General features: G+C 64.3%; 16 protein-coding genes. 8 read left to right on the top strand and 8 right to left on the bottom strand.

Going from position 1 to position 17,976, the window contains the following annotated elements; genetic code table 11:
• Positions 1 to 25: 25 nt before the first annotated feature.
• Positions 26 to 2,611 (bottom strand): TIGR02302 family protein, encoded by a 2,586-nt coding sequence (locus AB4136_RS22145; RefSeq protein ID WP_024922806.1) that lies wholly within the window; start codon positions 2,609 to 2,611, stop codon positions 26 to 28.
• Between the two features lie 143 nt (positions 2,612 to 2,754).
• Positions 2,755 to 3,696 (bottom strand): threonine/serine dehydratase, encoded by a 942-nt coding sequence (locus tag AB4136_RS22140; protein WP_024922805.1) that lies wholly within the window; start codon positions 3,694 to 3,696, stop codon positions 2,755 to 2,757.
• Between the two features lie 56 nt (positions 3,697 to 3,752).
• Here AB4136_RS22140 and AB4136_RS22135 point away from each other — a divergent pair, with 56 nt between their 5' ends.
• A complete protein-coding gene (locus AB4136_RS22135) occupies positions 3,753 to 4,055 on the top strand; it encodes an ArsR/SmtB family transcription factor (protein WP_024922804.1) in 303 nt (100 codons plus the stop codon).
• 11 nt (positions 4,056 to 4,066) lie between these two features.
• Here AB4136_RS22135 and lysA read toward each other — a convergent pair whose 3' ends face one another.
• The 3 genes from lysA to argH form a co-directional block, all read right to left on the bottom strand.
• A complete protein-coding gene (gene lysA / locus AB4136_RS22130; RefSeq protein WP_024922803.1) occupies positions 4,067 to 5,335 on the bottom strand; it encodes a diaminopimelate decarboxylase in 1,269 nt (422 codons plus the stop codon).
• Between the two features lie 19 nt (positions 5,336 to 5,354).
• Positions 5,355 to 5,564: a hypothetical protein gene (locus tag AB4136_RS22125; protein WP_024922802.1), complete on the bottom strand. Its 210-nt coding sequence runs from the start codon at positions 5,562 to 5,564 to the stop codon at positions 5,355 to 5,357.
• Positions 5,565 to 5,630: 66 nt separating this feature from the next.
• Complete coding sequence (gene argH / locus AB4136_RS22120; RefSeq protein ID WP_137901174.1) at positions 5,631 to 7,031, bottom strand: argininosuccinate lyase; 1,401 nt, start codon at positions 7,029 to 7,031, stop codon at positions 5,631 to 5,633.
• A 32-nt stretch (positions 7,032 to 7,063) separates the two neighbouring features.
• Between argH and tlpA the strand changes: the two genes are divergently transcribed.
• From tlpA to AB4136_RS22095, 5 genes are all read left to right on the top strand, one after another.
• The gene (tlpA, locus tag AB4136_RS22115; protein WP_137901173.1) at positions 7,064 to 7,747 is read left to right on the top strand and encodes a thiol:disulfide interchange protein TlpA; all 684 of its coding nucleotides are present in this window, start codon (positions 7,064 to 7,066) and stop codon (positions 7,745 to 7,747) included.
• A 143-nt stretch (positions 7,748 to 7,890) separates the two neighbouring features.
• Positions 7,891 to 9,201 (top strand): sn-glycerol-3-phosphate ABC transporter substrate-binding protein UgpB, encoded by a 1,311-nt coding sequence (ugpB, locus tag AB4136_RS22110; protein WP_024922799.1) that lies wholly within the window; start codon positions 7,891 to 7,893, stop codon positions 9,199 to 9,201.
• Between the two features lie 112 nt (positions 9,202 to 9,313).
• Entirely contained in the window at positions 9,314 to 10,198 is an 885-nt protein-coding gene (gene ugpA / locus AB4136_RS22105; RefSeq protein ID WP_024922798.1) for a sn-glycerol-3-phosphate ABC transporter permease UgpA, read from the top strand.
• Between the two features lie 40 nt (positions 10,199 to 10,238).
• Positions 10,239 to 11,087, top strand: a complete 849-nt coding sequence (gene ugpE, locus AB4136_RS22100; RefSeq protein WP_024922797.1) for a sn-glycerol-3-phosphate ABC transporter permease UgpE — start codon at positions 10,239 to 10,241, stop codon at positions 11,085 to 11,087.
• Positions 11,088 to 12,161 carry a sn-glycerol-3-phosphate import ATP-binding protein UgpC gene (locus tag AB4136_RS22095; protein ID WP_024922796.1) on the top strand — a complete coding sequence of 358 codons (1,074 nt, stop codon included), beginning with the start codon at positions 11,088 to 11,090 and terminating at the stop codon, positions 12,159 to 12,161.
• A 38-nt stretch (positions 12,162 to 12,199) separates the two neighbouring features.
• On the opposite strand, the gene AB4136_RS22090 is transcribed toward AB4136_RS22095, so the two are convergent.
• The 3 genes from AB4136_RS22090 to AB4136_RS22080 all read right to left on the bottom strand — a co-directional run bounded on the left by AB4136_RS22090 (position 12,200) and on the right by AB4136_RS22080 (position 16,035).
• Positions 12,200 to 13,288 carry an ABC transporter ATP-binding protein gene (locus AB4136_RS22090; protein ID WP_024922795.1) on the bottom strand — a complete coding sequence of 363 codons (1,089 nt, stop codon included), beginning with the start codon at positions 13,286 to 13,288 and terminating at the stop codon, positions 12,200 to 12,202.
• Entirely contained in the window at positions 13,285 to 14,868 is a 1,584-nt protein-coding gene (locus tag AB4136_RS22085) for an ABC transporter permease (protein ID WP_024922794.1), read from the bottom strand. Before AB4136_RS22085 ends, AB4136_RS22090 begins: the two co-directional genes overlap by 4 nt.
• A 156-nt stretch (positions 14,869 to 15,024) precedes the next feature.
• On the bottom strand, positions 15,025 to 16,035 hold the full coding sequence (locus tag AB4136_RS22080) for an iron ABC transporter substrate-binding protein (RefSeq protein WP_024922793.1): 1,011 nt from the start codon (positions 16,033 to 16,035) through the stop codon (positions 15,025 to 15,027).
• 93 nt (positions 16,036 to 16,128) lie between these two features.
• Here AB4136_RS22080 and AB4136_RS22075 point away from each other — a divergent pair, with 93 nt between their 5' ends.
• Together AB4136_RS22075 and AB4136_RS22070 are read left to right on the top strand one after the other, a co-directional pair.
• The gene (locus AB4136_RS22075; protein WP_036257104.1) at positions 16,129 to 16,350 is read left to right on the top strand and encodes a hypothetical protein; all 222 of its coding nucleotides are present in this window, start codon (positions 16,129 to 16,131) and stop codon (positions 16,348 to 16,350) included.
• Between the two features lie 447 nt (positions 16,351 to 16,797).
• A complete protein-coding gene (locus AB4136_RS22070; RefSeq protein ID WP_024922792.1) occupies positions 16,798 to 17,955 on the top strand; it encodes an efflux RND transporter periplasmic adaptor subunit in 1,158 nt (385 codons plus the stop codon).
• Positions 17,956 to 17,976 lie beyond the last annotated feature (21 nt).

The following is a 17,976-nucleotide window of genomic DNA, read 5'->3' as shown; positions in this document are numbered from 1 at the left end:
AGCCCGACCGGGCTTTCCATTTCGCCTATTTGAGATCGAGCAGCCGTTCCAGATAGCTGCGCTCGATCTCCGGGCTCAGCGCATTGCCGAGCCGCTTGCGGATCGCATCGATAATCTCGCGTGCGCGCTGCATGTCGATCTCGTCGGGAACCTTGACCTCGGACCGATCGGGGTTCGGGCCTTCCGATCCGCGGATCGGCCTGTTCAGGGGATCGCGACCGTCGCCGCGCTGGTGGATCGGGCCACCGCCCTCATCACTCTGCATGGCCTGCAATTGCTGCATCAAGTTCTGCGCGCCGCGCCGCAGCGCCTCCAGCGCACGGCCCTGCTGGCCGACGGCGGCGCCACCCTGACCGCCGCCGAGCGAGTTTTCGGCTTCGCCCATCGCCCGGCCGGCCTCGCCGAAACCTTCGTTCGGCTCCATGCCCTGGCCTTCCAGGTTCTTGTTCAGCTTGTCGAGCTCACCCTTCAGCTTGCCCTGGCCTTCCTGTAACTGCTTGAGCGCATCGGCAAATTCCTGCGGCGTCATCGGCTTGCCGTCGCGGCCGCCATCCTGAGGTGTGCCGTTGTTGCCCTGGCGCTGCTGGCCATCTTCGCCCGGCATCTCCTGGCTCTGGTCGTCCTGTCCTTGCTGGCCGCGCTGCGCCTGGTCCATGCGGAAGGTGTCGTTCATCATCTCCTGTTGGCGGCGCATGATTTCGCCGAGCTTGTCCATCTGCTTGCGCAGTTCGGAATCCTGCTGGCTCGGCCCCTGGCGGCGGGCGGTGCGCAGGTTGTTCATCATGTCCTGCATCTCGGACAGCAATTGCTGCGCCTTGTCGCGGTCACCGGATTTCGCCAGATTCTCGATCTGGTCCATCATGCGCTTGAGGTCGTTCTCACTGAGGACTTGGGCGTCGTTCGGCAGTGGGCCGTCCTTGCCTTGCGGGTTGCGCTGGGCGAACTCACGCATGAAATCGGCCATTGACTGCCGCAGTTCCTTCATCAGCTTGTCGATTTCCTCGTCGCTGGCGCCATTCTTCAGCGCGTCCTGCAACGCCTGCTGCGCCTGGCGCAATCGCTTCTCGGCCGTCGACAGGCTGCCATCCTCGATGCCGAGCGCGACCTCCCACAAATACGACACGACACCGCGCAACTGGTCATCGGTGGCGGCGAGCTTGAGGCGGCTGCGGGCACTCATCAAGGCCAGATAGTTGGTCATCGAACCGAACGTGTCCTCGGGCCGGAGCGTGATCGCATCCATCAATTCGAGCACACGCGGCCTGGTGTTAGCGTCCAGCGCCAAGAGCCTGCGCTGCTCGATGACGGCGCGCGCCAGCGGGTTGGCGAAGGGCCGTTCCGGCATCACCCAGTTCTTGGTTTCGCTGCGCGCCAGCTGGCCGGCGCCGTCGGTCGCTTCCAGCGTCAGCTTGATGTTCGAGCCTGCCCAGACATGGTCGGTCAGATCCTTGGTGGTGCGGGCCGCATTGTTCTTGGCGCCGCGTCGCGGCAGCACCAGCGACATTTCCGGCGGACCGTAGAGCGGCCGTGCGCCGAGCGGCTGCTGGTCGGCCAGCGCGAAGTCGGCACGGGCGGAGGTCGCGCCGTAATCGTCGACGATCTGGTAGTTCAATTCTGTGGTGCCGTTCACCGCGCGCTTCGGCTCGCCGGCGAAGCTGATCTGCGGGGCGGTGTCGGGCGTGACGGTAAAGGACCAGCGGTCGAGTTCGTCACTGCCGGATTTCAGCACCAGCGCGCCGTCGGCGATAAGCTTGCCGTTGAATTGACGGGCGGCGGGGCGCTCCTGCTGCGCGGTCGAAGCCGGAGCAGCGGGTTCCTTCGAGGCATCGGCTTCAATGTCGCGGCTGTTGCCCGATGCTTCCAGATACGCGAGCGTTTCGACATTGGTGCCACCGGTGATGCGCACCGTCACGTCGCTGCCTTGCGGCACGGTGAAGGCGGTGTTCTGGCGGCTGGCCTCGGCGGTCAGGAAGAGCGGCGGCTTTCCGGTATAGGCCGGCGGCGTCACCCAGGCGTCGATGCGCGAGGGAACGACGTCGCGCATGCCGGCGGCGTTGAAGGCATCGGCGATGCGTCCGCCCGACGGACCGTAGGAAAAAGCCAGCGCCACGACGAGCACAAGTGCTGCCACGGAGCGCAGCGCCCAAGGGTCGCGCCGGGCGACATCGGTGGCCGGTAGATCGGTGCCGAGCGAGCCGAGCTTTGCCGCCATGCGTTTCTGATGCTCGCGCCACAACGCCTGCGCAAACGCGCCGGGCGCGCCACCCGGCTTGTCTGCCTGCACCCTGAGGGGGCTGTGCAGCAATGCGTTGGCGGTTTCGATGCGGCGATCGATTTCCAATGCCGTCGGCAGGTGGAAGAAGCGCAGCGGATAAAGGGCTGCTAGCGCGGCGATACCGAACAAAGCGACGAGGCCGAAGCGCACCATGTCCGGCAGATGTGCGAACAGGCCGAACCAGGCGGCGGACAGGAACAGCGCCGCGACGATGAGCAGAGGCAGGATGAGCGGCCAGCCGCGTTCGACGACCATCACCGCGCGCGTCGCCAGCCTGCTTGCGGCGAGCCGCGCTGCCAGGCTGCGATCAATGCCGGATGTGGGTTGCTCTGTCATCCGCTCTTCCGGGAAGCCGGCCGAAATGGTGCGACTTCGCTAGCCCGGAGCATAGCAGCAAACACGGCAAAGGCGAGGCGGCTTCTGGAAAAGGCGGGTCATAAACCCGTCCGCCGGCCGGTCCACGCGGGGTGTATCCAGTCTTAGAATTGCACAGCCGTCGTGTTGGCGCCGCAGACCAGGACAGCCACCCGTTCGCCGGGCGCCGGCGCGTATTTGCCCGATAGCAACGCAGCGAAGGCGGCAGCGCCGCCGGGCTCCGCGACAACCCGCACCGTCTCCCAAAGCGCCTTCTGCGCAGCGACGATGTCGCCGTCGGCGACCAGGATCGAGCGTTCGACAAAGGCCTGAGCGACGGGGAACATCAACGAGCCGACCCGTTTCGGCGCCAGCGAGTCCGCCGCGACCCCCTCCGTCGGCGCATCGACGGGTTCTCGCGCGGCCAAGGCGTTGTGAAGGGTCGGTGCGCCTTCCGGCTCGACGGCGACGATGCGCACCCGCCCGGCCAACCAGGCGGCGATGCCGCCGATCAGGCCGCCGCCGCCAACGGCGACCAGAAGCGTGTCGATGTCGGGCAGATCCTGCTCGATCTCGAGACCGAGCGTGCCCTGGCCGAGCATGGTCTCGGTCTGTTCGAAGGCATGCACGGGCAATGCGCCGGTTTTCGCCGCATAGGCCTCGCTGGCGGCAAGGGCATCGGCATAACGGTCGCCGGCGATCACCAGTTCGGCGCCATAGCCGCGGATACGGTCGGTCTTGGCCTTGGGCGAGACGCTGGGCACGAAGATGGCGGCCGGGATGCCGAGGCGCATGGCGGCATAGGCGACGGCGGCACCATGATTGCCTCCCGAGGCGGCGACCACGCCAGCCTTTGGAATGTCGCGCTGCAAGAGGTTGGAGAAGGCGCCACGCGCCTTGAAGGAACCTGAATGCTGCAGGCATTCGAGCTTCAGTTGCACCGGAAATGCGGGTCGGCCGAAATCGACCATGTCGACCGCTAGCACCGGCGTGCGCCTTATATGCGGCCTGATCAGCGCCTCCGTCTCGGCGATGCGTTCAGGGGTGATCCGCGTCTCGGCAGGCATCGGGCGCTCCGGAAAGTTGCAGTTGACAGCATTTAGTAACTTGGCAAAATACCAAAATGCAAGAGGCTGATATCTTCAAGGCGCTCGCCAATCCGCGCCGGCTGCAAATCCTCGATTGGCTGAAGGATCCGGTGGCGCATTTCCCGCGCCAGGTGGATGGCGATTTGGTCGAGGACGGCGTCTGTGCGCTGCTGATCGCCGACAAGCTCGGCATCACGCCGGCCACGCTCAGCGAGCACATGCGCGTGCTGTCGCAGTCGGGTCTGGTGCGCTCCAGGCGCATCAAGCAATGGATATTCTACCAGCGCAACGAAGACGGGATCGGTGCGGTCAGGGCGATGGTGCTCGAGAGCCTGTGAGGGCCGGCGTTTTACGCCAGCCAGTCCGGGATGGAATCCAGGCCGATCAGTTCCTCATAGGTCCGGCGCTCGCGCACCACGGCGAAGCGGTCGCCGTCGACCAGCACTTCCGGCACCAGAAGGCGGGTGTTGTAGGTGCTGGACTGCGTCGCGCCATAGGCGCCGGCAGTGCCGATGGCGATCAAATCGCCGCTCTTCGGCTTCGGCAGGTCGCGGTCGTGGCCGAGATAGTCGCCGGTCTCGCAGACCGGTCCGACCACGTCGGCGCGGATGCGTGGCGCATCGGCCGGCCCCAGTCGTACAGGGCGGATGTCGTGGTAGGCTTCGTAAAGCGTCGGGCGGATCAGGTCGTTCATCGCCGCGTCGACGATGACGAAGTTCTTGGCCTCGCCTTCCTTGAGATAGATGACCTCGGTTACCAGGATGCCGGCATTGCCGACGATGAGGCGACCGGGCTCGAAGATCACCTTCATCCCCAGCCCGCCGACATGCTTCTTCACGATTGCGGCGTAGGCGTCGGGCAGCGGCGGCGGGTTGTTGTCGGTCTTGTAAGGGATGCCAAGGCCGCCACCGAGGTCAATATGTTCGATAGCGTGGCCGTCGGCGCGCAGCGTTGCGGCCAGTTCGGCCAGCAGCCGGTAGGCGTCGTCGAAAGGCTGCAGCTCGGTGATCTGGCTGCCGATATGGGTGTCGATGCCGATCGCCTTGATGCCCGGCAACTCGGCCATGCGCTTATAGACCTCGTGGGCCCGCTGCCACGGCACGCCGAACTTGTTTTCGGCCTTGCCGGTGGAAATCTTCTTGTGCGTCTTGGCGTCGACATCCGGGTTCACGCGCAGCGACACCGGTGCCGTCTTGCCGGCGGCGACGGCGCGCGCCGAAAGGAGCTCGAGTTCCGGCTCGGATTCGACGTTGAAGCAGTGAATGCCGGCGGCCAGCGCGAAATCCATCTCGCGCGCCGTCTTGCCAACGCCGGAGAATACGATTTTGTCGGCAGGGATGCCGGCGGCGAGCGCGCGTCGCAATTCACCTTCCGAGACCACGTCGGCGCCGGCACCGAGTTTGGCCAGCGTGCGCAGCACCGCCTGATTGGAATTCGCCTTGGGCGAATAGCAGATCATCGCGTCTAGGCCGGCGAAGACTTCGGAGAAAACGCGGAAATGACGCGTCAGCGTCGCAGTGGAATAGCAGTAGAAGGGCGTGCCGACGCTGGCGGCGATGGCGGGTATCGCCACGTCCTCGGCATGCAGGATGCCGTCGCGATAATCGAAATGGTTCACGGTGGTTCGTCCGGAAAGGCTACTGGATCAGCTTGTCGAGGATGAAAGGCTTGTCCGTTTCCGGTTTCGTCGGTTCCGGTGGTACCGGCTGCTTGGCCTTGGCGGCGTCCTTGCGTTCCTGCACCGCCGCCTCATAGGGCGTGTCGAGCGCGGCGCGGCGTCCGCAGGCCGAGACGGCCGTCACCGTCGCCAGAACCGTCAGCGTCACCAGTATCCTGCCTGCCGTCATCGTGTCGTCCGTCCGTGCGTTTCGAGCGTCGCTTGTAGCCGAGTTTCTTAGGCATTGCATCCGGCATCACGCCTTGGCCAGGCGCTTTTTCCAGTAACGGATCTGTTTGCGGACTTCCGATGGCGCGGTGCCGCCGAAGCTGGTGCGGCTCTTGACGGAATTCTGTACCGACAGCACCGAAAAGATGTCATCGCTGATGCCGGCATGGATCGACCGCAGGTCTTCCAGCGAAAGCTTCTCCAGTCCGAGCTTCTTGGATTCGGCCAACGCGACCGCGCGGCCGGTGACGTGATGCGCCTCGCGGAAGGGCAGGCCGAGCGTGCGCACCAGCCAGTCGGCGAGGTCGGTTGCGGTCGAATAACCTGAGCCGGCGGCCTTCTTCATGGCGACGGCATTGACCGTCATGTCCGTCACCATGCCGGTCATGGCGGCGAGCATCAGGTCGAGCGTCTCAGCCGCGTCGAAGACGGCTTCCTTGTCTTCCTGCATATCCTTGGAATAGGTCAGCGGAAGGCCCTTCATGACGGTGAGCAGGCCGATGAGATGGCCATTGACGCGACCGGTTTTGGCCCGCACCAGTTCGGCGGCATCCGGGTTCTTTTTCTGCGGCATGATCGAGGAGCCGGTCGAGAAGCCGTCCGACAGGCGCACGAAGCCGAATTGCGGCGTCGACCAGATGACGATCTCTTCGGCCAGGCGCGACAGATGGGTGGCCGAGATCGAGGCCACCGACAGGAATTCCAGCGCGTAGTCGCGGTCGGAAACGCTGTCGAGCGAATTGCGGGTCGGCTCGCGGAAGCCGAGCGCCTTCGCGGTTCTGTGCCGGTCGATCGGGAAGCCGGTGCCGGCAAGGGCGGCCGCGCCCAGCGGGCTTTCGTCCATGCGCTGGATGGCGTCGCGGACACGGGAAAGGTCGCGCGCGAACATCTCGACATAGGCCATGCAGTGATGGCCGAAGGTCACCGGCTGCGCGGTCTGCAGATGGGTGAAGCCCGGCATCACCGTGGCGGCGTGTTGCTCCGCGCGCTCCAGGAAGGCGGCGATCAGCCCCTTCAGGGCTTCGGCGACGCGGTGGAACTCGTCCTTGACCCAGAGGCGGAAGTCGACGGCAACCTGGTCGTTGCGCGAGCGTGCCGTGTGCAGGCGGCCGGCCGCCGGGCCGATCAGCTCGGCAAGGCGTGCCTCGACATTCATGTGGATGTCTTCCAGCCGGGTCGAGAACTCGAACTTGCCGCTCTCGATCTCTTTCAAAATCGTGTTCAGGCCGTGAGCGATCTTGTGTTGATCGTCCGCCGAAATAATGCCTGTTTCGGCCAGCATCTCACTGTGCGCGATCGAGCCGCGAATATCCTGGGCGTAGAGTTTGCGGTCGAAGGAGATCGATGCGTTGATCGCCTCCATGATAGTGGCCGGACCCGAGGCAAATCGTCCGCCCCACATCTGGTTGCTGGCCTTCTTGTCGCTCATCGCTATAACCCGTTTCCCGGAGATATTTGGACATGGCAGACGGCAAGAAACTGTTTCCCGCCCCGCGGCTCATCCTCGCAGCACTGGTTGCCGGCGCTCTCGCCGGCGCGGTCGCGGTATATGTCAGGGAGAGCGGGTCTGGCAATAACGAGCCCCAGCCGGTTGCCACGGCTGCCGTCGGCAAGGATGACGCCGTCTGCGCCGCCAAGACCGAGCGCGCCAAGAAAGTGGCGGCTGCCGCGACCGGCCAGGTTGCCGCGCTGTTGCCCGCCGACCCGCCGCAATCGCTGAAAACGCTGGCCTTCAACGGGCCGGACGGCAAGGCGATGACGCTGGCCGACCGCACCGGCCGCACCGTGCTCGTCAATCTCTGGGCAACCTGGTGCGCGCCGTGCCGCGCCGAGATGCCGGCGCTGGATGCGCTGCAGAAGGAAAAGGGCTCGGACAAGTTCGAGGTGATGGCGATCAATGTCGACACCGGCGACGACACCAAGCCCAAGGCCTTCCTCGACGAGATCGGCGTGAAATCGTTGGCTCACTATCGCGACGCCTCGATGGGCGTGTTCAACGATTTGAAGAAGCGCGGCCTGGCGCTCGGCCTGCCGGTGACGCTGCTGGTCGACGGCGAAGGCTGCCTGATCGGCCACATGAACGGGCCCGCCGAATGGTCGGGTGCCGATGCCATGCGTTTGATGGATGCAGCGCTGGCTAACTAATTTCGCGCAATTCGAAAGCCAGCCGCAAACCAAACGATGCTACGATAGTCTGACACGAAACAAAAACGTTGTCCGGCTGCCGCATTCGACCCATACTCCCCTGGCGGAAGTTCGCTTGCGCCAATGGAGAATGGGAGAGGAACATGACGTTTCGCGGTCTTGCGGCCGGGGTCGCCGCCACTTTCGTGCTTTGCACCACCACCTCGGCCTTCGCCGTCACCCAGATCAGCTGGTGGCATGCCATGACGGGCGCCAACGCCGAGGTTGTCGACAAGATCGCCAAGGATTTCAACGCCAGCCAGAAGGACTACGAGATCGTCCCGGTGTTCAAGGGCACGTATCCCGAGGCGCTGAATGCCGGCATCGCTGCCTTCCGCGCGAAACAGGCGCCCGACATCCTGCAGGTATTCGATGTCGGCACTGGCGTGATGATGGCCGCCGAAGGCGCGGTGAAGCCGGTGGCCGACGTGCTGACCGATGCCGGCGTCAAATTCGATAAGAGCCAGTACCTACCCGGCATCGTTGCCTATTATTCGAAGCCGGACGGCACGATGCTGTCCTTCCCCTATAATTCCTCCTCGCCGATCCTCTATTACAACAAGGACATCTTCCAGAAGGCCGGGCTCGACGTGAACAACCCGCCCAAGACCTGGAACGAGGTGTGGGAGGCGGCCAAGAAGATCAAGGCGAGCGGCGCGGCGCCCTGCGGCTTCACCACGACCTGGCTGACCTGGATCCACACCGAGAATTTCGCGGCCTGGAACGATGTATCGTGGGCAACGCAGCAGAACGGGCTCGCCGGCGGCGATGTCGAACTGAAGATCAACGCGCCGCTCTATGTGAACCATTTCCAGGCGCTGGCCGATCTCGCCAAGGACGGCACCTTCAAATATGGCGGCCGCACCTCCGAGGCCAAGCAGATCTTCCTCGCCGGCGAATGCGGTATCCTCACCGAATCTTCCGGCGGTCTCGGCGACATCGTCAAATCGGGCATGAATTACGGCATCGGCCAGTTGCCCTATGACAGCGACGCCAAAGGCGCGCCGCAGAACACCACGCCTGGCGGCGCCAGCCTGTGGGTGTTCGCCGGCAAACCCGACGACCATTACAAGGGCGTGGCTGCCTTCTTCACCTATCTGTCGAAGACCGAGGTGCAGGAATATCTGCACCAGAAGTCCGGCTACCTGCCGGTAACGCTGGCCGCCTACGAGGCGACCAAGAAGTCCGATTTCTATGACAAGAACCCGGGCCGCGAAACGCCGATCCTGCAGATGCTGGGCAAGGCGCCGACCGACAATTCGAAGGGCGTGCGACTGCCCAACCTGCCGCAGGTGCGCGATATCCTTAACGAGGAATACGAGAAGATGCTGGCCGGTCAGCAGACCGCGCAGCAGGCGCTGGATAACGCGGTTTCGCGCGGCAACGCCGCCATCAAGGAAGCACTTGGGAACTGACACGCTTGGCGCGCTCCGTCACCCGACCGCTTGCTGGCACCGGATTGCCTGATCGCCTTCCTGCCGGTTCGGCAAGAAGGCGATCAGGGGCGCTTGACGGTCGGGGCGCCCTATGACCCCTCGCGTCGTCTTTCCGAACAAGGTGCTGCCCTATCTTCTGGTGGCGCCGCAGCTCGCCATCACTTTGGTCTTCTTCTACTGGCCGGCGGCGCAGGCGCTTTACCAGTCGATGCTCAAGGAAGACCCGTTCGGATTGAAATCGAAATTCGTCTGGTTCGACAACTTCAAAAAGGTGCTGGCCGATCCGAACTACCTGCATTCGATCAAGGTGACGGTGGTCTTCTCGGTGGCGACCGCGGCGGTCGCCATGGGCGTGGCGCTGCTGTTGGCCGTGATGGCCGAGAAGGTGGTGCGCAGCAAAGGGTTCTATCGCACGCTGCTGATCTGGCCCTATGCGGTGGCCCCGGCCATCGCCGGCATGCTGTTCCTCTTCCTGTTCAATCCGTCGATCGGCTCGCTGGCGATCCTGCTGCGCAAGATGGGTATCGCCTGGGACCCCGTGCTCAACGGGATGGACGCGATGATCCTGTTGGTGGCGGCGGCCGCCTGGAAGCAGATCAGCTACAATTTCCTGTTCTTCGTCGCCGGTCTGCAGGCGATCCCCAAGACGCTGATCGAGGCGGCGGCAATAGACGGTGCCGGGGAAACGAAACGCTTCTGGACGATCGTCTTCCCACTGCTTGCGCCGACGACCTTCTTTCTCCTGGTCATCAACACGACCTATGCCTTCTTCGACACATTCGGCATCGTGCATGCCGTCACCGGCGGCGGGCCCGGCAAGGCGACCGAAACGCTGGTCTACAAGGTCTACAATGACGGCTTCGTCAATCTGATCCTCGGCTCTTCGGCCGCGCAGTCGGTCATCCTGATGGTGATCGTGATCGCGCTCACCGCCATCCAGTTCCGCTATGTGGAGAGGAAGGTGCATTATGGCTGAGCCGAAGCCGCTTTCGTCCGCCAGCGGGCACGACAAGCTGATGATCGGCCAGTCGTCGACGGGCATCTATGTCGCCCATGCCGTACTGATCCTCGGCCTCGTCATCGTCGCCTTCCCGATCTACTACACCTTCGTGGCGTCGACGCAGACGCTGCAGACGATCCTGCGGCCGCCGCTGCCGCTGACGCCGGGCAGCGAGTTCTGGAATAATTATGGCGAGGCGCTTTTCGGCGGCGTCGGCCGCATCGGCGGCGTTGGAGCCCGTACGCTGCTTCTCAACACGACGGTGATGGCATTGGGCATCGCCGTGGGCAAGATCGTCATCTCGATCCTGTCGGCCTACGCCATCGTCTTTTTTCGCTTTCCGTTCCGGATGACGATCTTCTGGCTGATCTTCATCACGCTGATGCTGCCGGTCGAGGTGCGCATCCTGCCCACCTACAAGGTGATGGTCGATCTCGGCTTGATCGACACCTATGCCGGCCTGATCATTCCGTTGATCGCCTCGGCCACCGCGACGCTGCTGTTCAGGCAGTTCTTCATGACCATTCCGGGCGAACTGGTGGAGGCGGCGCGGGTGGACGGTGCCGGCCCCTGGCGTTTCTTCTTCGATATTCTTTTGCCGCTGTCGCGCACCAATATCGCGGCGCTGTTCGTCATCCTCTTCATTTATGGCTGGACGCAATATCTGTGGCCGCTCCTGGTCACCAACCGCAACGACATGACCACCATCGTCATTGCGCTGAAGAAGATGGTGTCCTTCGCCGACGCCGATACGCAATGGCATCTGGTGATGGTGACGGCGATCCTCGCCATCGTGCCACCGATCCTGGTGGTGGTGGCGATGCAGCGCTGGTTCGTGCGCGGCCTCGTCGATACGGAGAAATAGATGGCGACTGTCGACCTGAAGGATGTGCGCAAGGTCTATCCCGGCGGGGTGGAAGCGGTGAAGGGCGTGTCGATCGCCATTCCCGACAAGGAGCTTTGCGTGCTGGTCGGCCCGTCCGGCTGCGGCAAGTCCACGCTGCTGCGCATGATCGCCGGGCTGGAGACGATCTCGTCCGGCACCTGCGCCATCGATGGCAAGGTGGTCAATGCCGTCGGCCCGACCGAGCGCGACATCGCCATGGTGTTCCAGAACTATGCGCTCTATCCGCATATGAAGGTCTACGACAACATGGCCTACGGCCTGCGCAATCGCGGCACGCCGAAGGAGGAGATCGATTCCCGGGTGCGCTCCACCGCCAAGGTGCTGGAACTGTCGCATCTGCTCGACCGGCGTCCGCGCGAGCTTTCCGGCGGCCAGCGCCAGCGTGTCGCCATGGGTCGCGCCATCGTGCGCAACCCGAAAGTGTTCCTGTTCGACGAACCGCTCTCCAATCTCGACGCCAAGCTGCGCGGGCAGATGCGCGTCGAGATCAAGAACCTGCAGCGTTCGCTGGGCGTCACCTCGGTCTACGTCACGCACGACCAGCTGGAAGCGATGACGCTGGCCGACATATTGGTGGTGATGAACGCCGGACTGGTCGAGCAGATGGGCGCGCCGCTCGACATTTATGAAAAGCCGGCCTCGACTTTCGTGGCTTCCTTCATCGGCGCGCCGCCGATGAATCTGCTCGGCGTCGCGGCCAAACCGGATAGCCCCGCCGACAGCCAGGACAAGGTGTTCGCCAATGGCGTATCGCTGGCTATCGCGGCGCCGATTCACGCGGCGACCTTGGGTTTCCGGCCGGAGGATGCCGAAACCACCGGCAAGGCGGCCTCTGGTGCCATCGTCTTGCCGGCACTGGTCGAGGCGGTCGAGCCGGTGGGCGCCGAGAGTTTCCTCTATTGCGCCGCCGCCGGCAGTCGCATCATCGTCAGGGTTTCCGGTCGGGCTGCGGCGAAACCTGGCGACCGGCTCGAGGTGACCGTGCCGGCCGAGAAACTGCACTGGTTCGACAGCGCCGGGAAGCGACTGTAGCGCCTACCCCATGCGGTAAGGACGCAGAGGCGGCGTTCTTAAGAAAACACGTGCGCCTTGCCGACGACGCTGATGCGCACGATGTCGCCCACGGACGGCGCGTCGAGGCCGGGTTTCCTCAAGATGAGCGGGGTGTTGCCGATGGCGGCCGCCTCGGGCGGATCGGGGCTGTTCAAAAGCTTGACCGCGACGGTGCAGGCCGAGCCGCCGAATTCCGATTCGGTGACTTCTCCAAACAGCACGCCGGGCTTCGACGCGGCGTCGAGATCGGCGCGGGAGGCCGGTGCCAGCATCACCTGTTCGGGCCTCAGCATGATGCGGGCAAGGTCGTGTCGTTCCTTGCCGTCGACGGCGATGCGGCCGAGCCGCGTTTCGGCAAAACCACCGCCGATCTTGGCCGACAAAACGATTGTATCGCCGAGGAACTCGGCAACCATGCGGTCCTTCGGCTTGAGGTAAAGGTCGCGCGGTGTGCCAATCTGCGAGAAGCGCCCTTCGCGCATGACCGCGACCTGGTCGGCGAAGGACAGGGCCTCGGCCTGGTCGTGGGTGACCAGGATGGTGGTGATGCCGGCGCTTTCCAGCATTTCGGCCACCGCCTTGCGCATGGAGGCGCGCAGGCCGGTGTCGAGTGCCGAGAACGGTTCGTCGAGCAGCATCAGGCGCGGTTTCATCGCCATGGCGCGTGCCAGTGCCACGCGCTGCTGCTGGCCACCGGACAGCTGGTGAGGCCGGCGCTTGAGCACGCCCTTGTCCAGCCCGACGATGTAGGCGAGCTCGGCGATGCGTTCGTCGCGCTTCGCTTCGTGCTTGTCCATGCCGAAGCCGATATTGCCGGCGATCGACAGATGCGGGAATAACGCGCCGTCCTGTGCCACCAGGCCGATACCACGCAGATGCGCCGGCACTGCCGTCCCGCCATTGGCGAGGGTCTGGCCAGCCAGCGCGATACGGCCGGCATCGGGCGTCTCGAAGCCGGCGATCAGGCGCAACAGCGTGGTCTTGCCGCAGCCGGAGGGGCCGACGATCGCGGTTCGGCTGCCGGCGGCAACGGTCAAGTCGATGCCGGCGACGGCCGCGACCGGGCCGTAGGATTTGGCCAGCGAGGTGATTTCCAGAAAGCTCATTGGCCGGCCATTCGCTTCGACTGCATATAGAGCAGCCAGGTCAGGGGCAGCGACAACGCCACCATGATCGCCGCATAGGGTGCGGCGGCGGCATAGTCGATCTCGCCGCTGTAACTCCAGAACGCCATTGCCAGCGTGCGGGTGCCGTTGGGCGCCAGCATCTGGGTTGCGGTAAGTTCGTTCATGATGCCGAGCGCGACGAGTGCCATGCCCGCGGCTGCACCCGGCGCCGACAGGCGGATCGTCGTCGCCCACAGCGCCCTCAGCGGCGAACGGCCGAGACTGCCGGCGGCGCGCTCCAGTTCCACGGGCGCCTGGGCGATTGAGGCACGCAACGACACCAGCGCGCGCGGCAGGAACATCAGCACATAGGCGAACAGGATGGTGGCCAGCGTCTGGTAGAGCGGCTGCACGACACGCACGGCAATCGTAACCAGCGCCAGCGCCACCACAACGCCGGGCAGGGCGCCAACCACGTAGTTGCAGCCTTCCAGCACGCGCTGCAGGCGGCCGGGTGCGCGGATCGACAGCCAGGCCATCGGCGTGGCTGCAATCGTCGCCAGCACACCGCCGGCAACAGCAAGAAGCAGGGTCTGGCCGAGCGCCAGCCCGATCTCGTCGATACGCCAGACCTCGACGCCTCCGGCGAGGAGCCAGCTGCCAATGGTGAGGAACGGCACGCCCAGCGTCAGCGCCGTGACGGCAACCGGCAACAGCAAGCAGGGCAGGGTGGCGCGGCCGAGCACGGTGCGTGGCTTCAGGCGCGCAGCACCCGAACCGACGCGGGCATAACGCTCCTCGCCGCGCACCAGCACTTCAAGCGTCAGCAGCACTAGGCAGCAGGCGACCAGAACGCCCGCCAGCATGTTGGCGGCAGGGCCGTTGAAGGTCGATTGGAACTGGTCGACGATCGCCGTGGTGAACGTGTCGAAACGGACGAAGACGTAAAGCCCGTATTCGGCGAGCAGATGCAGGCCGACCAGCAGCGCGCCGCCGCACAGCGCCAGCCGCAGCTGTGGCAGCACCACGCGGAAGAATACGCGCCAGGGGCTCAGCCCCAGCGAGGCGGCCGCGTCCTCCAGAGCTGGATCGAGGCGGCGGAAGGCGGCCGACACCGGCAGATAAAGGAACGGGAAATAGGCGATCACCGACACCAGCACGCCGGCAAACAGGCCGTTGAGACCGGGCCATAGCGTGACCCAGGCATAAGAATGCACGAAGGCGGGCACGGCGAGCGGCGCCACCGCGAGCCAGGACCAGAGCCGGGCGCCGGGCAGATCGCTGCGCTCGGTCAGCCAGGCGAGCGCCACCGACAGCACCGCGCAGATCGGTACCGTCAGCAGGACCAGGAGCACGGTGTTGACCAGAAGTTCGCCGACGCGTGGCCGGAAGACCAACTGTACGACGGTTTCCCAGCCGGTCTGGACGGCGATGAAGACGACGAAGCCGAGCGGCAGGAGCGCGAGGGCCGAAACGGCGACGGCGGCCAGCGAGATCAGCGGGAAGGCGCGGCGCGGCGTCCGCCGGCCGGTCGAACGGACCGACACACCGGTCCGTGCGAGTTCGCCCGAGGCCACCATCAAGTCACCCGCATAGCCGCGCCTGCCTGTGGCGAGCAGCCTTTGAAGGGTGGATTGCGGCGGGTTCGGGCATCAAGAACAGTATCTCGGAAACGAAATGCTCCCGCGGGGACCGCGGGAGCGTTGTCGGCGAAGTCCTTTTAGGACGAATGCCGGCTAAAGCAAGCCAGCCGCCGTCATCAGGTCGGTCACCTTCTTGGAGTTCAGCTTCTGCGGGTCGATCTTGGGCGCCTGCAGGTCGGCAAGCGGAACCAGCTTGGTGTTCGACTGCGCGTCCTTGCCGACCGCGTATTCGAAGGACGTGCCGGTCTTCAGGATCTCCTGGCCGCCCTTGCCGGCCAGCCATTTGACGAAAGCCTGGGCTTCCTTCTGATGCTTGGACGAAGCCAGCACGCCGGCACCCGAGATTGAGACGAACGCGCCCGGATCCTGGTTCTTGAAATAGTGCATGCCGATGTTCTTGCTGTTCTCGCCGGTCTTATTCTGATCGCCGAAATAGTAATAGTGATAGATCACGCCGCCTTCGACCTGACCGGCGTTGACCGCCTTCATCACGGTGCTGTTGCCTTTGAACGGCTTGAAGTTCTCCTTCATGGCCTTCAGCCAGGTGGCGGTGGCTTCCTCGCCCTTTAATTCGAGCAAGGCGGAGACGATGGCCTGGAAATCGGCGCCGGACGGCGAAGCGCCCCAACGGCCCTTCCACTTGGCATCGGCGAGGTCGAGCAGCGACTTCGGCAGCTGGTCTTCCTTCAGCTTGTCCTTGTTGTAGACGAATACGGTGCTGCGGGCGGCGATGCCGACCCACTTGCTGTCGGACGGGCGGTACTGGTCAGGCACCAGCGCCAGCGTGTCGGCCTCGATCGGCGCGAACAGGCCGGCGGCGTCAACCAGTGCCATGGCCGGCGAATTCTCGGTCAGGAAGACGTCGGCGGACGAGGCCTTGCCTTCGGCGACGATCTGGTTGGAGAACTCGCTGTCGCCGCCATTGCGTAGCGTCACCTTGATACCGGTTTCCTTGGTGAAGGCTTCGGCCCATTCCTTGCCGAGGCTTTCGTGCTGGGCATTGTAGACGACGATGCCTTCCGCGTCGGCGGCCGTAACCGGCAAAGCGGTGAAACCGGCCGTCAGCGCAGCCGCGCCAGCCAGCATCGAAAGAATGGACTTCATCATGTTCTCCTCGGTTGAACGAACCAATCGCGGCAGCAGCTATCGATACATGATCGTCTGAGTCAAGAATTTGTCGCGCGGGACACCTGCGTCATGACGACCATTGTCGTGAAAGGCCTGTTCGAGCGCACGCCGCTTCATCATCCTGACGCCTGCTGCCAAAATTTCGGCATCCAGTCGACCCGAGGTGGCGTTGTGACACCTGCCGAACGCCAGCACGCGACCACCGTTCGCAGCCGGCGATTCGCGGTTTCCAACTTCGCACGAGCGTTGCTCGTCGCGCCTCCAGAGCTGGGTTGTGCAAAGGTTCGCTGACTGGCCGTTCAGCAGGAAAGATAGGAATAATGCCGCGTTTCCAGCTGGTTATGATGTCATCGCTACAGGCATCGCTGGGTGATTTGCCGGTTCTTCAAGCGGCTGACGAAGCGATCGCAACTATCAGCAAGGCGGCGTCAAGCAGACAAAGCGGCAGGGGTTGCCGTGCTCGCTGGGGAGGCGGGAGCCGTGCAGCAATCCGCTGGGAAAGTCTTTTGCCTTCCCGGTACAAACATGCCGCAATCGCGCGAAAATCATTGGCCGTTGCGGTGCGGGTGGGCACCTGAAGGTAACCGCACCTATTTTTACCACTGTCTAATAAGCAACTTTCATGTAAAAACCGCGCGCCGCCGATCACGGTAATTTGAACAAGGCGATGCGCATCCCCATATCCAGCGCGCCGACCGGCGACGCGGCGGGGGTTCACGCTCATACCGGAAGACGATGATGCCGAAAATCAGGTTTCATAAGGTTGCTGCCATTGTGGTGCTCGTCGGCTTCGCCGCCTGGGTGGCCACGGGGCATTTCTCATCCGTTGGCAGCGCGTCGAACGCCGACCAGCCAAAGGCCGGGACCGATGCGAAAGCGAAGTCTGGCCCGACCGAGCAGAAAGTCTCGCTGCGCATCGTCAAGGTGGTGACGCCGCCGCGCAGCGAACATGCGCGCGCTATCCGCGTTTCCGGTATCACCGAAGCCGATAAGCGCGCGGTGCTCGCGACCCGTGTCGCCGGTATTATCGGCGAATTGCCGGTGAAGCAGGGCGACCGCGTCAAGATCGGCGATGTCGTGCTGAAGCTCCACGCCGAGGAGAAGGTTTCCGCCGTCGAGAACGCCCGGCAGTTGAAGGGGCAGCGCCAGGCGGAGCTGGATGCGGCCGAGCGGCTGGCCAAGACCGGCAATCTGGCCAAGCTCCAGCTGGACAGCGCCCGCTCGGCGCTGGCATTGGCGACATCGCTGCTCGACGCCGCTGAAATGGAACTGGCACGCAAGGAAGTGAAGGCGCCATTCGATGGCGTCATCGACCGTATTCCGGTCCAGCTCGGCAGCGCCGTGCCGCTTGGCGGCGAGGTGGCGACGATCCTCAGCCTCGATCCGGTGATCGCCCGCGGCGAAGTCAGCGAGCGCGACCTTGGCTATCTCAAGATCGGCGACAAGGCCAATGTGCGCCTGGTCAGCGGCCAGGTCGCGGAAGGGACCGTGCGCTACATCAGCCGCGATGCCTCAACCGCCACCCGTACCTTCCGTGTCGAGATCGCCATCCCGAATGGCGATGGCGCGATCCCTGCTGGCATGACGGCCGAGATCACGCTTGCGGCCAAGCCGACCGATGCGATCGTGCTGCCGCGCTCGGTGGTGACGCTGAGCAACAAGGGCGACCTCGGCATCCGCGCCGTCGGCAAGGACAACAAGGTCGCCTTCTTCCCGATCGATCTGGTCGACGACATGCCGAACGGCCTGGTGCTCGGCGGCATTCCTGCCGATGCGCGGGTCATTGTCGCTGGCCAGGAGCTGGTTGCCGAAGGCGATGTCGTGCAGCCAGTCGAAGCCGATCTGCAGGAAATCAAGAAGCTGGTCGGCGGCGATGCCGCCTCCGGTGCGCTCTAGTCGCTTTTATCCGGGCCGATC

Source organism: Mesorhizobium sp. 2RAF21 (genome assembly GCF_052115345.1).
Classification (GTDB): domain Bacteria; phylum Pseudomonadota; class Alphaproteobacteria; order Rhizobiales; family Rhizobiaceae; genus Mesorhizobium; species Mesorhizobium terrae.
This window is presented reverse-complemented; position numbering and strand designations above follow the sequence as displayed.

Bases quoted from the DNA above. Each gene is read 5' to 3' on its own strand.
- AB4136_RS22145 (WP_024922806.1), bottom strand. From the start codon at position 2,611: ATGACAGAGCAACCCACATCCGGCATTGATCGCAGCCTGGCAGCGCGG.
- AB4136_RS22140 (WP_024922805.1), bottom strand. From the start codon at position 3,696: ATGCCTGCCGAGACGCGGATCACCCCTGAACGCATCGCCGAGACGGAG.
- AB4136_RS22135 (WP_024922804.1), top strand. From the start codon at position 3,753: ATGCAAGAGGCTGATATCTTCAAGGCGCTCGCCAATCCGCGCCGGCTG.
- AB4136_RS22125 (WP_024922802.1), bottom strand. From the start codon at position 5,564: ATGACGGCAGGCAGGATACTGGTGACGCTGACGGTTCTGGCGACGGTG.
- argH (WP_137901174.1), bottom strand. From the start codon at position 7,031: ATGAGCGACAAGAAGGCCAGCAACCAGATGTGGGGCGGACGATTTGCC.
- tlpA (WP_137901173.1), top strand. From the start codon at position 7,064: ATGGCAGACGGCAAGAAACTGTTTCCCGCCCCGCGGCTCATCCTCGCA.
- ugpB (WP_024922799.1), top strand. From the start codon at position 7,891: ATGACGTTTCGCGGTCTTGCGGCCGGGGTCGCCGCCACTTTCGTGCTT.
- ugpA (WP_024922798.1), top strand. From the start codon at position 9,314: ATGACCCCTCGCGTCGTCTTTCCGAACAAGGTGCTGCCCTATCTTCTG.
- ugpE (WP_024922797.1), top strand. From the start codon at position 10,239: ATGATCGGCCAGTCGTCGACGGGCATCTATGTCGCCCATGCCGTACTG.
- AB4136_RS22095 (WP_024922796.1), top strand. From the start codon at position 11,088: ATGGCGACTGTCGACCTGAAGGATGTGCGCAAGGTCTATCCCGGCGGG.
- AB4136_RS22090 (WP_024922795.1), bottom strand. From the start codon at position 13,288: ATGAGCTTTCTGGAAATCACCTCGCTGGCCAAATCCTACGGCCCGGTC.
- AB4136_RS22085 (WP_024922794.1), bottom strand. From the start codon at position 14,868: ATGGTGGCCTCGGGCGAACTCGCACGGACCGGTGTGTCGGTCCGTTCG.
- AB4136_RS22080 (WP_024922793.1), bottom strand. From the start codon at position 16,035: ATGAAGTCCATTCTTTCGATGCTGGCTGGCGCGGCTGCGCTGACGGCC.
- AB4136_RS22075 (WP_036257104.1), top strand. From the start codon at position 16,129: ATGACGACCATTGTCGTGAAAGGCCTGTTCGAGCGCACGCCGCTTCAT.
- AB4136_RS22070 (WP_024922792.1), top strand. From the start codon at position 16,798: ATGCCGAAAATCAGGTTTCATAAGGTTGCTGCCATTGTGGTGCTCGTC.